Below are 15,675 nucleotides of genomic sequence, written 5' to 3'. Positions count from 1 at the left end.
CGGCACGGACCCCCTCGCGCGCCCCTTCCCCGGCGATCGTGACCTTTCCGGGGCCTCAGCTGCTTCCGAGCCCCCGGAAAGGTCACGATCGCCGGGGAGGCCACCAGGTCAGTCGCGTGTCACCACGCGGTTGGTCAGGTCGCCGATCCGCTCGATGGAGACGGTCATGCTCTGGCCGACCTCGACCGGTCCGACCCCCGCCGGGGTCCCGGTGAGGATGACGTCGCCGGGCAGCAGCGTCATGAACGAACTCACGTAGGCGATGACCTCGGGTATCCCGCGGATCATCTGCGCGGTGCTGCCGTCCTGGCGGACCTCGCCGTCCACGGTGGTGGTGACGCGCAGGTCCGCGGCCTCCTCCAGGCTCAGGCCGGTCTCGATCCACGGGCCGAGGGGGCAGAAGGAGTCGAACCCCTTGGCCCGCGTCCACTGCTTGTCGGTCTGCTGGAGGTCCCGCGCGGTCACGTCGTTGCCGACGGTGTAGCCGAAGACGACGTCCTTGGCGCGCTCGACGGGGACCTCGCGGCAGACCCGCCCGATGACCACGGCGAGTTCGCCCTCGAAGTCCACCCGCGAGGAGAGCGCCGGGTAGAACACCGGGTCGTCCGGACCGGCGACGGAGGTCGAGGGCTTGAGGAAGACGACCGGCTCCGCCGTGCCCTCACCGGTGATGTGCCGCATCTCCGCGACGTGGTCGGCGTAGTTCTTGCCGATGCACACGACCTTGCTGGGCAGCACCGGGGACAGCAGGCGCACGTCCTCCAGCCTGGCGCGCTCTCCGGTGAGCTGGATCTGCCCGAGCAGCGGGTGGCCGCTCAACCGGGAGACGAACCGGTTCCCCTCGTCGTCGGAGTCGATCAGGCCGAAGCCGACCTCGTCGCCGGCAGAGAATCTCGCGATGCGCACGGGGGTCCTACCTCTGGGTCATGTGCCGTTGTTCCAGCACAGGCTATCGATCCCGGCGGCCGGGCGGCCGGTTCCGCGCGCCCTCCCCGGTGCGCCGACCACCCGGCGCACCGGGGAGGGCGCGCGAAGCACCCCTTCGGCCGGTCCGCGCGTATAAGCCCAGTTAACGGACTGTTTACATCCACCATCAAAATAGTTACCCTTTCTGGGAGCGCTCCCGTGATCTCGGTCACACAGGATCGTGAACGAAGTCACTGTTGAACTTCGCACCTCGGCGGACAACTGCACAGAACGCTCGCGCCCTGTTCATGGGAGCGCTCCCATGCACCTCTTCCCCTTCCCGTCCGACCTTCACCGGAGGAAGCCGTGCCCCGCGACCCCCGCGCCCCTCCAGGGCGGCGACGTCCATCCGTGAGTCCACAGCAGGCCCCCGAACCGCGCGCTCCGGCGCCCGGTTCCACTGACTGCCCTCTTCGGCTGAACACCCTCCAGGTAAGGAAGACATCGAGATGAGAGAACTACCCCGTTCCACGGGCAGACGCTCGTGGGCGCGGAGCGGTCTCGCGGCCGCATCCACCCTGGCGCTCGGCGCCTCGCTGGTGGCCGCGACATCCTCCCCCGCCGCCGCGGCCGCTGGTTGCGCGGTCGACTACCAGGTCAACGACTGGGGTTCGGGCTTCACCGCCAACGTCTCCGTCACCAACCTGGGCGACCCGCTCAACGGCTGGGACCTGGAGTGGAGCTTCTCGGGCAACCAGCAGGTGACGAACCTGTGGAACGGCTCCCTCAGCCAGTCCGGCCAGGACGTCACCGTAGGCAACGTCTCCCACAACGCCTCCCTGAGCACGAACGGCACCGTCACGTTCGGCTTCAACGGCTCCTACTCCGGGAGCAACCCCGCCCCTGACACCTTCACGCTGAACGGCGTCGTCTGCGACGGCTCGACCGACCCGGGGACCGACCCCGACCCCGACCCGGATCCGGGTGAACGCGTCGACAACCCGTATGTGGGCGCCGACGTGTACGTGAACCCGATCTGGTCGGCCAACGCCGCCGCCGAGCCGGGCGGCGACCGCGTCGCCGACCAGCCGACCGGCGTCTGGCTGGACCAGATCAGCGCGATCGAGGGCAACGGCAGCCCCACCACCGGCAGCTACGGTCTGCGCGACCACCTCGACGAGGCCGTCGAGCAGGCCGACGGCGGCGAGATGGTGATCCAGATCGTCATCTACAACCTGCCCGGCCGCGACTGCGCCGCGCTGGCCTCCAACGGCGAGCTCGGCCCCGACGAGATCGACCGCTACAAGAACGAGTACATCGACCCGATCGCCGAGATCATGAGCGACCCGGCGTACTCGGACCTGCGGATCGTGACGACCATCGAGATCGACTCGCTGCCGAACCTGGTCACCAACGTCGGCAGCCGCCCGACCGCCACCCCCGAGTGCGACGAGATGCTCGCCAACGGCAACTACGTCGAGGGCGTCGGCTACGCGCTGGCCACGCTGGGCGACATCCCCAACGTCTACAACTACATCGACGCCGGCCACCACGGCTGGATCGGCTGGGACGACAACTTCGGGGCTTCGGCGGACAAGTTCTACGAGGCCGCCAACGCCGCTGGCGCCACCCCCGACGACGTGCACGGCTTCATCGCCAACACGGCCAACTACTCGGCCCTGCAGGAAGACCACTTCACCATCGACCAGACCATCAACGGCCAGATGGTGCGCCAGTCCGACTGGGTCGACTGGAACCGGTACACCGACGAGCTGTCCTTCTCCCAGGCGCTGCGCGAGGAGCTCGTCTCCACGGGCTTCGATCCTGGCATCGGCATGCTGATCGACACCTCCCGCAACGGCTGGGGCGGCCCCGACCGGCCTGACGGCCCCGGCTCGACGAGCGACGTCAACGCCTACGTCGACGGCGGCCGCTACGACCGCCGCATCCACCTGGGCAACTGGTGCAACCAGTCCGGCGCGGGTCTGGGCGAGCGTCCCACCGCGGCTCCCGAGCCCGGCATCGACGCCTACGTCTGGATGAAGCCCCCGGGCGAGTCCGACGGCTCCAGCGAGTTCATCGAGAACCCCGAGGGCAAGGGCTTCGACCGGATGTGCGACCCGACCTACGAGGGCAACGCCCGCAACGGCGACAACATGAGCGGTGCCCTGCCCGACGCGCCGGTCTCCGGCCACTGGTTCTCCGCCCAGTTCCAGGAGCTGATGGAGAACGCCTACCCCCCGCTGTAGGCCCCTGACCTGCCGCTGACGGGAGAAAACACAGGAAACCGGCGCCCGTCCACCACCGAGGTGGGCGGGCGCCGCCCTGTCCGGCGCCGTTCGCGGCCCGGTGGCCGCGCGACCGCGGGCGCATGGTCTAGGTTGGGCCGGTAACCCGACCCGTGATCACTGAGAGGCGTCTCATGAGTGTCGTGAAGTTCAACGTCCTGACCGTACCCGCCGGCACCGGGGCGACCCTGGAGGAGCGCTTCTCCAGGCGCGCGGGCCTGGTGGAGAACCAGCCCGGTTTCGAGGAGTTCCAGCTGCTCCGGCCGGTCGAGGGAACCGACAAGTACCTGGTCTACACGCGCTGGCGCTCCGAGCAGGACTTCCAGGGCTGGCTGCGGAGCCGCTCCTTCCAGCAGGGACACGCCCAGGCCTCCGAGGACGCCGGGCGTACCGGGCACGGCCACGGCCACGGGAACGAGGGCCCCGCCGCGACCGGAAGCGAACTCTGGGGCTTCGAGGTCGTCCAGCACGTCCGGGCCCAGGACTGATCCGAGGCGGACGCCCGCACCCCGCCTCCCGGATAGGTCAGCGGGGCTTGCGGGCCTCGATGAGGAGACGGGGCGCCGTGGCCGTGGACAGCCCTTCGCGCTCGATGCGCGCGCCACCGCTTCTGCCGGGGCGCCGAACTCCTATCGCGACAAGCCCAGGAGAGCCGCTTCAAGGACGCTTCCGATTCGTCGTTCCCCCCTGTCCTGACTCAAAAGCCAAAGGACTATGGAGGTTCCGGCGCGGGGGTGGTTCGCGTGCCGGTGCTTCGGGTGGGTCTTTCGGCCTCACGCCACGCGGATCGCGAGGTCACGGCGAGCGGCGACGGCGGGCGGGAGCCGGGGCCGCGCCCATGATGTCCGTCGCGTGAGGGTTCCGTTGACGGTCGTGGGCTTTCTGCCCTTCCCGGCCCCGAAACGGGCAGAAAGCCCGTGATCATTCCGGATCGGGGCAGGGCCGGCCCGCGAACCGCCGCGTCACGGACACCTGGCGGGCACGCGCGGACCTCCGGCCCCGCCCGCCGTCACAGACCCCGAGCGGACCCCGACCCGACAGAGCCCCGACCACCCCCGCGCCGGGGCTTCCCTAGATCACAACCCTTTCTTCGGTGACCATTACTGCCACCGAATTCATATCGATGAACTTGCCCTCGTCCGGGTTCACCAGCTCTTTGTAATTCTTGGAAGCAAAGAAAGCGTCGTGGTCCGCCCAGCTTTCAAACCAGATCTCGGTGAGACCGTCGTAGGCCGAACCAGGGTACCCTTCAGCCGAAACCGGATGAGAGACGGCGTACCTCTTCACATACTGCCGCGCTTCCGGGATGGAGGCGAACAACGGGGCGTGGCGGTTTCGGTGGTGCTCAACGAATTCCTCGAAGGCCATTCCATCGACACGGTTGACCATGAAGGCGAACTTGATCAATGACTTCTCCACTTTCGTGCTCTCGTGGACGCGGGAGGCCAGCGACCTGACGCCCTGGAAGCGGGTCGCGGGCCATTGGGTTTAACCTAAACGCTCACATCGACGTCAAGGGCAAGTCGCTGTGACCCAATGCACACGAGAGGTTGAGATGCGGATCGGTGAACTGTCCGCCCGGACGGGAGCGAGCCGTCGTTCGCTGCGCTACTACGAGCAGCAGGGTCTGCTGGCCAGCACAAGGTCCCCCAGCGGCCAGCGGCGCTACGACGACGGGCACGTCCAGCGGGTGGCGCTGATCCGGGTCTTCCTGGCCGCCGGGATGTCCAGTAGGACCATCGCCCAGTTGGTCCCCTGCATGACGCATCCCGACATGGACAGGGCCCGGCAGGCATCGACGGCGATGAATGAGGAGCGGACCCGCCTTTCATCCACGATTGACAGTCTGGCCGCCGCCAGGGAAGCACTTGACCACCTCATCGAGGTCAACCAGAAATTCCTGGCGAACGTAACGGGTTCCTCGACTTCGGACGGGACGAATCAACTTTCTGATTCGCCTCCAGCGGGACGCTCCAATGCAGATCGCGCCCAGAAGGCTTCCCTGGCTGACATCTTCAGCGATCCGCCGGATTTGGGTCTGCGAAAGTCCGCAGGGTAGGCGTGCGGTCATGGCCGACGGTTCGGGCGTACTCCCCAGCGGCGAGTCGTCCATGCTTGGCGGATCAGGCTACGCACGGTTATGATCATCTCGGCGAGGTCGAAGAACGCGTCGACCACGGTGGCGCACCGCTCGTAGCAGCGGGCGAGCCGACAGAAGGCGTTCCGCCATGCGTGGACGCGTTCGGCTTGCCACCGCCGGCTGGTCTGGATCGGCGCCTTTCCGCTTCTGTGCGCAATGCGGCCGCGGATTCCGCGTACGTTGAGCAGAGCGCGGGTCTTGACCAGGGCGGTTTCGCAGTTGTGTTCCGTACCGGGTTTTCAGAGGCTTTGGCATGTACCGGGCACGGGCACAACGGGGACGGCGGCCCCGCCGCGACCGGAAGCGAGCTCTGGGGCTTCGAGGTCGTCCAGCACGTCCGGGCCCAGGACCGATCCGAGGCGGGCCACCCCGTCGGCGCAGGGCGAAGGAGGCGCCAGAACCGTGCCCCTTTCGTAATACGGACTTGCCTGATCTGCGATAATAGAACGATTCCACCGCCCGCGAGAAAGGTCGCCGCTTGTCCACGTCCTCGCCGAAGACACGACGACCGCGACGAACCGGTCGGCATCGGCGGCGTCGGGTGCCGTGGGTGGCGCTGCTGGGACTGGCCCTCGGCGCCACCGGCCTGGGAGCCGTGTCGACCGGTGTCCTGACACCGGACGGGTCCGCTCCGGACTCGGCGATCCCCGCGACGTCCCTCGACCCGCAGCGCGAGCCCGCCGTGCCGTCCTCGTCGGCGGCACCCTCTCCACCCCCTCCGCTCCTGCGGTCCGTGGTGGAGGAGGTGTCCAGCGGCAGCGGCGACCTGCGGGTGGTCGAGGGCGAGAGCGAACCCGCGGGTGAAGGCCCGCTCAAGCGCTACACCGTGGAGGTCGAGAAGGGCCTGCCCGGCGAGGCGGAGGACTTCGCCGCGGCGGTCGAGACGATCCTGGGCGACCCCAGGAGCTGGAGCCACGACGGCGCCATGTCCCTGCAGCGGGTGGACGAGGGTCCGGTGGACTTCCGGGTCACCCTCGCCTCCCCCGCGACCGTTGACGACAGGTGCGCGCCCCTGCGGACCGGCGGCTACGTCTCCTGCTTCGCCGAGGGCCGCGCGATGATCAACCAGAACCGCTGGGTCTCCGGGGTTCCGCACTTCGACGACGACCTGGAGACCTACCGGACCTACGTGATCAACCACGAGGTCGGCCACGCCCTCGGCCACGGCCACGTGGGCTGCCCCGGCGCCGGCGAGCAGGCCCCCGTCATGCAGCAGCAGACCTTCGGCCTCGAGGGCTGCGAGAAGAACGGCTGGCCGCACCCCTAGGAAGGCTCCGGTTCGTGGTGGTTCTCCCGGTGATCTTGACCTTTCCGGGGTCTCAAGCACCTCTGAGACCCCGGAAAGGTCAAGATCACCGGGAGAACCGGTAAGAGTCCTCTATCCGGAATCCAATGGTTCTCTAGTACGCCTCTTCTACCGTTTCAGTCCCGCTCGATCGGACCGAGACGACAGGAACACGTCGATGGCAAACAGCCAGCACTGCGATGGAGCCGTTTGCACCTCTCGAAGAGGCGTGCTCGCGGTGGCCGGGGGAACCCTCCTGACAGGGGTGCTCGCGGCCTGCGGAGGCGCTCCGGAGGAGACCCCGGAACCGTCCTCCCCCGCACCGTCCGATCCGGCGGGCAGCGGCACTCCCGAGGGCGGCGGCGAGCCCTTCGCCCGGATCGACGAGATCCCGGTGGGAGGCGGAACCGTGTTCCCGGACGGATCGGTGGTCGTCACCCAGCCCGAGGCCGGAACGATCATGGCGTTCTCCTCGACCTGCACGCACCAGGGCTGCACGGTCGCCGACGTCAGCGACGGCACGATCAACTGCCCCTGCCACGGGGCCCGGTTCGACATCGCCGACGGGTCCGTCGTCGCCGGACCCGCCACGGAGCCGCTGCCCGAGATCGCGGTCAGCGTCGGGGACGACGGGATCACCCTGGCCTGACCGGGCGCGTGCCGGGCCCGCGGGCCCGGCACGCGCCCGGTCAGCCCTGCGGGTAGCCCTGGCGCATCAGGCCGTAGGTGATGGCCTGCTCCAGCGCGATCCAGGAGGCGTCGATGACGTTCTCGCCGACGCCGACGGTGGTCCACTCGCCCCTGCCGTCGGTGGAGCCGATCAGGACCCGGGTGACGGCGTCGGTGCCCGAGGTCCCCTCGAGGATGCGCACCTTGTAGTCGGACAGCTCCATGGTGGCCAGCGCCGAGTAGACGCCCTCCAGCGCCGAGCGCAGCGCCCGGTCCAGCGCGTTGACGGGGCCGTTGCCCTCACCGGTGGCGATCACCCGCTCGCCCTTGACGTGCAGTTTCACGGTGGCCTCGCTGACGTTGGCCCCGTCAGGGCGCCGCTCGGAGATCGCGCGCCACGACTCCACCTCGAAGTAGCGCACCGGTTGGCCCGCCTCCTCGCGCAGCAGCAGCTCCAGGGAGGCGTCCGCCGCCTCGAAGCTGTACCCGGCCAGCTCCAGCGCCTTGACCCGGTCCACGACCCGGCCCAGCGTCTCGCGGTCCCCGGCCAGCTCCACACCGAGCTCCCGGGACTTGAGCTCGACCGAGGCGCGCCCCGCCATGTCCGAGACCAGCATGCGCATGTCGTTGCCCACCAGCTCCGGGTCGAGGTGCTGGTAGAGGTCGGGGTCCACCTTGATCGCCGAGGCGTGCAGCCCGGCCTTGTGCGCGAACGCGGAGACGCCGACGTACGGCTGGTGGGTGGCCGGTGCGATGTTCACGATCTCGGCGACGGCCTGGGAGACCCTGGTCATCTCGCGCAGGCAGCCCTCGGGCAGCACCTCGCGGCCGTGCTTGAGCACCAGGGCGGCGGCCACGGAGAACAGGTTGGCGTTGCCGACCCTCTCGCCGTAGCCGTTGGCGGTGCACTGCACGTGCGTGGCGCCGGCGTCGACGGCGGCCAGCGTGTTGGCCACCGCGCAGCCGCTGTCGTCCTGGGCGTGGATGCCCAGGCGCGCCCCGGTCGCCTCGCGGACCTCGGTGACGATCCGGGTGACGTCGGCGGGCAGCATCCCGCCGTTGGTGTCGCACAGCACGACCACGGACACGCCCGCCTCGACGGCGGTGCGCACCACGCTGAGCGCGTACTCCGGGTTGTGGCGATAGCCGTCGAAGAAGTGCTCGCAGTCCAGGAAGACGCGCTGCCCCTGCTCGCGCAGGTAGGACACGGTGTCCGCGACCATCGCGAGGTTCTCGTCGAGGGTGGTGCGCAGTGCCAGTTCGACGTGCCGGTCGTCGCTCTTGGCGACAAGGGTGACGACCGGCGCGCCGGAGTCGCGCAGGGCGGCCACCTGAGGGTCGTCGGCGGCCCGCACACCGGCCCGGCGGGTCGCGCCGAACGCGGTGAGCTGCGCGTGTTTCAGCGAGAGCTCTGTTCGAGCCCGCTGAAAGAACTCCGTGTCCTTCGGGTTGGCCCCCGGCCATCCCCCCTCGATGAAGCCCACGCCGAACTCGTCGAGCAGCTTCGCGATCGCCAGTTTGTCGGCGACGGTGAGGTTGACGCCCTCGCGCTGCGCGCCGTCGCGCAGCGTCGTGTCGAATACGTGGAAACTGTCGTCCAGCATTTGGGGAACTCCCGGAAGTGGATGTCACCTGGTGGCCGACCCTCCGATGCCAACAAAAAAGACCCCTCGTGGACACGAGAGGTCAGCGCGCCGGCGGGGTCCGTTTTCAGCCGGCGCGCCTCACGATAATGATGGCCTGAGGCGACACGGGAACAAGTGTGCCACACGCCTCCCCCGGATCGCACCGGGGCTCCCCCGCCTCCGGTGCCCCACGTGGCGCTCGGGGGCGGTCCCGGAACGGGAACGGCCCCCGCGAAGGCCGCGGAGGCCGTTCCCGCGCTCGGGGCGGGGCCCGGTCAGCCGAACGTGCGGACCCAGCCGTGGTTGTCCGGGCGGGTGCCGTACTGGAGGGCCACCAGCTCCTCGCGCAGGCGCATGGTGACCGGGCCGGGCTGCCCGTCGCCGATCTGGAACCCGCCCCGGGTGCTCTTGACGTGCGAGACCGGGGTGATGACGGCCGCGGTGCCGCACGCGAACACCTCGGTGAGCTCGCCGCCGACCGCCGCCTCGCGCCACTGGTCGGTGGAGATTCGGCCCTCCTCGACGGGGATGCCGAGTTCGGGGGCCAGCTTCAGCAGCGAGTCGCGGGTGACGCCCGGCAGCAGCGTGCCGGTCAGCTCGGGGGTGAGCAGGCGGGCGTCCGCGCCGGAGCCGAACACGAAGAACAGGTTCATCCCGCCCATCTCCTCGACCCAGCGGTGCTCGACCGCGTCGAGCCAGACGACCTGGTCGCAGCCCTTCTCCACGGCTTGCGCCTGGGCCAGGAAGCTGGCCGCGTAGTTGCCGCCGAACTTGGCCTCGCCGGTGCCGCCGCGCACTGCGCGGGTGTAGTCCTCGCTCAGCCAGACCGTGACCGGCTTGACCCCGCTGGCGAAGTACGCCTCGGAGGGGGAGGCGATGAGGACGAACAGGTAGGTGCCGGACGGCCTGTTGACGCCCATGCCCACGTCGGTGGAGATCATGAAGGGACGCAGGTAGAGGCTCATGTCGGGCTTGACGGGGACCCAGTCGGCCTCGTGCGCCAGCAGGGTCTCGATCGCGCCGATGAACAGGTCCTCGGGCAGCTCCGGCATCGCCATGCGCACGGCGCTGCGGTTGAAGCGCGCGGCGTTGGCCTCGGGGCGGAAGGCCGCGATGGAGCCGTCGGGGTGCCGGTACGCCTTCAGGCCCTCGAAAATCTCCTGCGCGTAGTGCAGGACCGAGGTCGCCGGGTCGAGCGAGAGCGGCCCGTAGGGCTCGAGGCGGGCGTCGTACCAGCCCTTCTCCTCGCTGTAGCGGATGGTGACCATGTGGTCGGTGAACACTTTGCCGAACCCGGGGCTCTCCAGGATCGCCTCCCGCTCCTGCGGGGTCCTCCGCCGGGGGGAGACCTGGATGTCGAACGTCAACCCGCTTGTGGTGGTGTCGTTGCTCATTTGCTGTGGGTCCTCTCGGTACATCGGAACGGCAGCGCTGCCGTTCCGGGATCTAGTCTGACGGAAGCGACGCACCCGGGGCCAGAGCCGCCATCGCGGCGGACACGACGACGGGCGCGCCGTGGGGCGCGCCCGTCGCATCAAGGTGTGCTGGTGCCCGGCCGCGCCGTGGAGACAGCAGGGCCGGGGAGGTCTTTCCCGTCTAGCCCTGCTCCGCTACTCGCCGGGCGATGTCATCGCCGACCGCGCTGGTGGAACGCGCGGTCGAGTCCTTGGCCCGGGCCTTGAGGTCCTCGGCGACGGCGGCCTCGACCTGCCCGGCCGCGGCCGCGAGGCCGAGGTGGTCCAGCATGAGAGCCACGGACAGGATGGTCGCGGTGGGGTCGGCCTTGCCCTGGCCCGCGATGTCGGGGGCGGAGCCGTGGACGGGCTCGAACATGCTGGGGGAGTCGGCCTCGGGGTTGATGTTCCCGCTGGCGGCCAGTCCGATGCCGCCCGCGACGGCGGCGCCGAGGTCGGTGATGATGTCGCCGAAGAGGTTGTCGGTGACGACGACGTCGAAGCGTCCGGGGTTGGTCACGAAGAACATGGTGGCCGCGTCCACGTGCAGGTAGTCGACCTCGACCTGCGGATACCCTGCGCCCACCTCGCGCACCACGCGCTGCCAGAGCTCGCCCGCGAAGGTCAGGACGTTGTCCTTGTGGACCAGGGTGAGCTTCCCGCGGGGGCGCTCGGCGGCCTTGGCGAAGGCATACCGGACGACGCGCTCGACGCCGAAGCGGGTGTTGACGCTGTCCTGGGTGGCGATCTCGCCGGGGGTCCCCTTGCGCAGCACCCCGCCCATGCCGGCGTAGGGGCCCTCGGTGCCCTCGCGCACGACCAGCATGTCGATGTCCTCGGGCGCGACACCGGCCAGCGGGGTGGTCACCCCCGGGTAGAGCCGGACCGGGCGCAGGTTGACGTAGTGCGCGAAGCTGAAGCGCAGGCGCAGCAGCAGACCGCGCTCCAGGACGCCGCTGGGCACCGTGGGGTCGCCGACCGCGCCGAGGAGGATGGCCTCGTGGCCGCGCAGCTCCTCCTCCACCGAGTCGGGGAGGGTCTCGCCGGTGGCGTGCCACCGCTTGGCGCCGAGCTCGTACTCGGTGGTGTCGAAGGTGACCCCGTGCCGGGGCGCGACCGCGGAGAGGACCTTGAGCCCCTCCGCGACGACCTCGGGCCCGATGCCGTCACCGGGGATGACGGCCAACTTCACGGTACGAGCGGACATAAAGAGCCTTGCCTTTTGGTTCGATGGTGTCTCGGGGGTCCCAGGCGCGCGCTCCGGCCTCCGGAACCTGCCCGGACGCTGGAGCCCCGCAGACCTCGCGTCTCACTCTCTGAGACGTGAGGCGACGGGAATGAGACAAGCCTATCGAAGCGGGTGAGCGTTCGCGGAGGCTGCCTGGGTTTTCCCCGGAATCCCCGGCGCTCAGCGGCCCGCCGGTCCCCCGTTGTCGCGGCGGTCCAGCGCGGTCTGCAGCGCGCGGGTGGCCTCGTCGCCGTCCGAAGGGGAGGTGGTCTCGTACATGTCGGTCCTCGATTCGCGATCCCGAGCCGCCCCCGCGCGGGGCAGGGGTGAACGGCTCTGCACGGAGGTGCGGGTCCGGAGGGAACGCGCCGTCCCCGGTGGGATCGCCTGACCGGGAGGACCACCGCTCACACCCGGGTCCGGGCGGCGGCGCGGTGCGCGTGGCTGTCCCGGCTTCGTCACCGAGCACCATCTCCTAGGAAGGCAGAATATCGGAGGACCAACTAAATGGCCACACCGCCCCGGAAACGGGTGGGGCCCGCACGGCGCGTTTCGCCGTGCGGGCCCCATTCCGGACGGGCGCCCGCCCGCCCGGGAGCGTCCTGGGGACGCCCCTAGTCGTCCAGGTCGACCCGGCTGATGTCCGCGCCGATCTCGGCGGAGATGGTGGCGAGGGTCTCGTCGGGGATGGCGGAGTCGACGGTCAGCGCGATGAGCGCCGAACCGCCCTCCTCGTCCCGGCTGACCTGCATGCCCGCGATGTTGATCGACGCCTTGCCGAGGAGCTGGCCGACCACGCCGACCACGCCGGGGCGGTCGTCGTAGAAGAAGAACGCCATGTGCTCGCTGGGCGCGATCTCCATGGTGTAGCCGTTGATCTCGACGATCTTCTCCAGCTGGCGCGGCCCCGTCAGGGTGCCCGACACCGACACCCGCCGGCCGTCGGCGAGGATGCCGCGCACCGTGATGAGGTTGCGCCAGTCCGGGCTCTCCTCCTGCGTCGTCAGGCTGACCTCGATGCCGCGCTCCTTGGCCACCAGCGGAGCGTTCACGTAGGTCACGGCCTCCTCGACGACGTCGCCGAAGACGCCCTTGAGCGCGGCCAGCTCGATGATCTTGACGTCGTGGGCGACGATCTCGCCGCGCACCTCGACCTCGACGCGGGTGACCGCGCCGTCGGCCAGCGCGGTGAGGATGCGGCCGATCTTCTCGGTGAGCGGCAGGCCGGGCTTGATGTCCTCGGCCACGCCCTTGCCCTGGATGTTCACCGCGTCGGGCACGAACTCGCCCGACAGCGCGAGCTTGACCGAACGGGCGACCTGGGTGCCCGCCTTCTCCTGCGCCTCGTGCGTGCTGGCGCCCAGGTGCGGGGCCACCACGACGCTCTCCAGCTCGAACAGCGGGCTGTCCGTGCACGGCTCCTTGGCGAACACGTCGATGCCCGCGCCCGCGACCCGGCCGGCCTTGATCGCGTTGTAGAGCGCGGTCTCGTCCACGATCCCGCCGCGCGCGGCGTTGATGACGCGGACGCCCGGCTTGACCTTGCCCAGGGCCTCCTCGCCGATCAGGCCGATCGTGTCGGCGGTCTTGGGCAGGTGCACGGTGATGAAGTCGCTGCGCTCCAGCAGCTCGTCCAGGGTGACGACCTCGACGCCCAGCTGTGCCGCGCGGGCGGGCTGCACGAAGGGGTCGTAGGCGATCAGGTTGGTGCCGAAGGCCTCCAGCCGCTGGGCCACGAGCACGCCGATGCGGCCCAGGCCCACGATGCCGACGGTCTTGTCGTACAGCTCGACACCGGTGTACTTGGAGCGCTTCCACTCCCCGTTGACCAGGGCCGCGTGGGCGGGCGCGGTGTTGCGGGCCGAGGCCAGCAGCAGGTTGATGGCCTGCTCGGCCGCGCTGATGATGTTGGAGGTGGGCGCGTTGACGACGAGTACGCCCGCCTTGGTCGCGGCCTCGACGTCCACGTTGTCCAGCCCCACACCCGCGCGCGCCACGACCTTCAGGGCGGACCCGGCGGCCAGGGCCTCGGAGTCCACCTTGGTGGCGCTGCGCACGATCAGGGCGTCGACTCCGGCGAGCGCGGGGAGGAGCTGTGAGCGGTCGGCGCCGTTGACGGAGCGGACTTCGAAGTCCTCCTCCAGCAGCGCGATTCCAGCGGGCGAGAGTTCTTCCGCGACCAGGACGACTGGCTTGGGCACAGCGAGTTCCTTATGGGGAGTGCGTGTGTTCGGCTGCGACGGCGCCGCAGCCGTGACGTTGGCGGCGTCGGCTCCAGCCAGGCGCCCCGACCGGTGAGAAGTCTAGTTGCCGGGTTTCTCCGATGTTACGAGAACCCCCAGCTTGGCCGACAGGTCCATCCGGGAATTGGTATGGACCAGCGGTTTCCCCGGAGACGGGCGGGGCCCCGGGAGCACGGCGGCGTCCCGGGGCCCGCGCGACCGCCGCCTAGGCCTTGAGCCAGCTCATCAGCGGGCGGAGCTCGGCGCCGACCTTCTCGATCTGCTCGTTGTGCTCGGCCTCGCGGCGCTTGAGGAAGTTCGGACGACCGTTGTCGAACTCCTCGACCAGCTCGCGCGCGTAGGTGCCGTCCTGGATCTCGCCCAGGATCTTGCGCATCTCCTCGCGGGTGGCCTCGGTGACGACGCGCGGGCCGCGGGTGTAACCGCCGTACTCGGCGTTGTCCGAGACCGACCAGTTCATCTTGGAGATGCCGCCCTCGTACATGAGGTCGACGATGAGCTTCATCTCGTGCAGGCACTCGAAGTAGGCGACCTCGGGCTGGTAGCCCGCCTCGACCAGGGTGGCGAAGCCGGCCTTGATCAGCTCCTCGGCGCCGCCGCACAGCACGGCCTGCTCACCGAACAGGTCGGTCTCGGTCTCCTCGGTGAAGGTGGTCTTGAGCGCCCCGGCGCGGGTTCCGCCGATGGCCTTGGCGTAGGACAGCGCCAGGTCCCAGGCGGAGCCCGAGGCGTCCTTCTCCACCGCGACGAGCACCGGGACGCCGCGCCCGGCCTCGAACTGGCGGCGCACCAGGTGGCCGGGGCCCTTGGGGGCGACCATCGCCACGTCCACGCCCGCCGGGGGCTGGATCAGGTCGTAGCGGATGCTGAAGCCGTGGCCGAAGAACAGCGCGTCGCCCTCGCTGAGGTGCGGGGCGATCTCGTTGGCGTACAGGTCGCGGTGGATGTGGTCCGGGACCAGGATCATGATGAGGTCGGCCTCCTGCGCCGCCTCCGCCGGGGTGACGACCCGCAGGCCCTCCTCCTCGGCCTTGGCCCGGCTCTTGGAGCCCTCGGCGAGGCCGACCCGCACGTCGACACCGGAATCCCGCAGCGACAGCGCGTGCGCGTGCCCCTGGCTGCCGTAACCGATGACGGCGACCGTGCGCCCCTGGATGAGGCTCAGGTCGGCGGCGTCGTCGTAGTACATCTGTGCTGCCACTTCGGCTTACTCCTTGATGAAAAGACTTCTCGTCCGTGCTGCGCGGCGGCCGGGCTGGCCGTGGACGCCGCCGGGGCACGCGGGTTCTCCGGTCGGTCCCGGAGAAGGGGTCAGGCGCTGCGCTCGACCGCGCGCAGGGACCGGTCCGTGATGGACCGGGGCCCGCGGCCGAGTGCGACCAGACCCGACTTCACCAGCTCCTTGATCCCGAAAGGCTCCAGGTTGCGGATCAGCGCCTCGAGCTTCTCGGGTTTGCCGACGGCCTCGATGACGACCACGTCCGGGCTCACGTCGACGACGTTGGCACGGAACAGCTCGGCGGTCTCCAGCACGTGGGTACGGCTGCCGGCGTCGGCCTTGACCTTCACCAGCAGCAGTTCCCGCCGCACCGAGGCGTCGGAGTCCATCTCGACGATCTTGATGACGTTGACCAGCTTGTTCAGCTGCTTGGTCACCTGCTCCAAGGGGTGGCGGTCGCAGTTGACCACGATCGTCATGCGGGACAGGCCCTCGTACTCGGTGGGTCCCACCGTGAGGGAGTTGATGTTGAAACCGCGACGGGAGAACAGCGCGGAGGCCCGAGCGAGCACGCCCGGCGTGTCCTCCACGAGGACGGACAGCGTGTGCAGACTCATC

General features: G+C 69.7%; 13 protein-coding genes and 1 pseudogene. 5 read left to right on the top strand and 9 right to left on the bottom strand.

All coding sequences use genetic code 11. The features are described from left to right. Positions 1-108: 108 nt before the first annotated feature. Positions 109-906, bottom strand: coding sequence for a fumarylacetoacetate hydrolase family protein (locus EV190_RS06590; RefSeq protein ID WP_133740566.1), 798 nt, complete (start codon positions 904-906; stop codon positions 109-111). A 509-nt stretch (positions 907-1,415) separates the two neighbouring features. Between EV190_RS06590 and EV190_RS06585 the strand changes: the two genes are divergently transcribed. Both EV190_RS06585 and EV190_RS06580 read left to right on the top strand, forming a co-directional pair. Further along, on the top strand, positions 1,416-3,155 hold the full coding sequence (locus tag EV190_RS06585) for a glycoside hydrolase family 6 protein (RefSeq protein WP_133740565.1): 1,740 nt from the start codon (positions 1,416-1,418) through the stop codon (positions 3,153-3,155). A 173-nt stretch (positions 3,156-3,328) separates the two neighbouring features. Next, entirely contained in the window at positions 3,329-3,682 is a 354-nt protein-coding gene (locus EV190_RS06580; RefSeq protein ID WP_133740564.1) for an antibiotic biosynthesis monooxygenase family protein, read from the top strand. A 583-nt stretch (positions 3,683-4,265) separates the two neighbouring features. Here the strand turns inward: EV190_RS06580 and EV190_RS06575 are convergent. Then, entirely contained in the window at positions 4,266-4,601 is a 336-nt protein-coding gene (locus EV190_RS06575) for an EthD domain-containing protein (RefSeq protein ID WP_133740563.1), read from the bottom strand. Between the two features lie 148 nt (positions 4,602-4,749). Between EV190_RS06575 and EV190_RS24410 the strand changes: the two genes are divergently transcribed. After that, on the top strand, positions 4,750-5,253 hold the full coding sequence (locus EV190_RS24410) for a MerR family transcriptional regulator (protein WP_133740562.1): 504 nt from the start codon (positions 4,750-4,752) through the stop codon (positions 5,251-5,253). A gap of 8 nt (positions 5,254-5,261) precedes the next feature. Here the strand turns inward: EV190_RS24410 and EV190_RS23960 are convergent. Then, positions 5,262-5,534, bottom strand: a pseudogene (locus EV190_RS23960) (IS5/IS1182 family transposase); the annotation flags it as partial. A gap of 341 nt (positions 5,535-5,875) precedes the next feature. Between EV190_RS23960 and EV190_RS06555 the strand changes: the two are divergent. Both EV190_RS06555 and EV190_RS06550 read left to right on the top strand, forming a co-directional pair. After that, complete coding sequence (locus EV190_RS06555) at positions 5,876-6,601, top strand: DUF3152 domain-containing protein (RefSeq protein ID WP_243742404.1); 726 nt, start codon at positions 5,876-5,878, stop codon at positions 6,599-6,601. Between the two features lie 256 nt (positions 6,602-6,857). Next, the gene (locus tag EV190_RS06550; protein WP_243742403.1) at positions 6,858-7,268 is read left to right on the top strand and encodes a Rieske (2Fe-2S) protein; all 411 of its coding nucleotides are present in this window, start codon (positions 6,858-6,860) and stop codon (positions 7,266-7,268) included. A 40-nt stretch (positions 7,269-7,308) separates the two neighbouring features. Here the strand turns inward: EV190_RS06550 and cimA are convergent, their stop codons facing one another. The 6 genes from cimA to ilvN all read right to left on the bottom strand — a co-directional run bounded on the left by cimA (position 7,309) and on the right by ilvN (position 15,674). Further along, positions 7,309-8,892, bottom strand: coding sequence for a citramalate synthase (gene cimA, locus EV190_RS06545; RefSeq protein WP_133740559.1), 1,584 nt, complete (start codon positions 8,890-8,892; stop codon positions 7,309-7,311). Positions 8,893-9,188: 296 nt separating this feature from the next. Beyond that, entirely contained in the window at positions 9,189-10,307 is a 1,119-nt protein-coding gene (locus EV190_RS06540; protein WP_133740558.1) for a branched-chain amino acid aminotransferase, read from the bottom strand. 202 nt (positions 10,308-10,509) lie between these two features. Then, positions 10,510-11,574 carry a 3-isopropylmalate dehydrogenase gene (locus EV190_RS06535; protein ID WP_133740557.1) on the bottom strand — a complete coding sequence of 355 codons (1,065 nt, stop codon included), beginning with the start codon at positions 11,572-11,574 and terminating at the stop codon, positions 10,510-10,512. Between the two features lie 635 nt (positions 11,575-12,209). Next, entirely contained in the window at positions 12,210-13,796 is a 1,587-nt protein-coding gene (gene serA, locus EV190_RS06530) for a phosphoglycerate dehydrogenase (protein ID WP_133740556.1), read from the bottom strand. Between the two features lie 247 nt (positions 13,797-14,043). Further along, positions 14,044-15,039, bottom strand: coding sequence for a ketol-acid reductoisomerase (ilvC, locus tag EV190_RS06525; protein WP_208113079.1), 996 nt, complete (start codon positions 15,037-15,039; stop codon positions 14,044-14,046). 110 nt (positions 15,040-15,149) lie between these two features. After that, a complete protein-coding gene (ilvN, locus tag EV190_RS06520) occupies positions 15,150-15,674 on the bottom strand; it encodes an acetolactate synthase small subunit (RefSeq protein ID WP_133740555.1) in 525 nt (174 codons plus the stop codon). Position 15,675 lies beyond the last annotated feature (1 nt).

Origin of the sequence: Actinorugispora endophytica (assembly GCF_004363075.1) — a bacterium.
GTDB lineage: Bacteria > Actinomycetota > Actinomycetes > Streptosporangiales > Streptosporangiaceae > Actinorugispora > Actinorugispora endophytica.
Note: the sequence above shows the minus strand (reverse complement) of the source record. Positions and strands in the feature narration are given on the sequence as shown.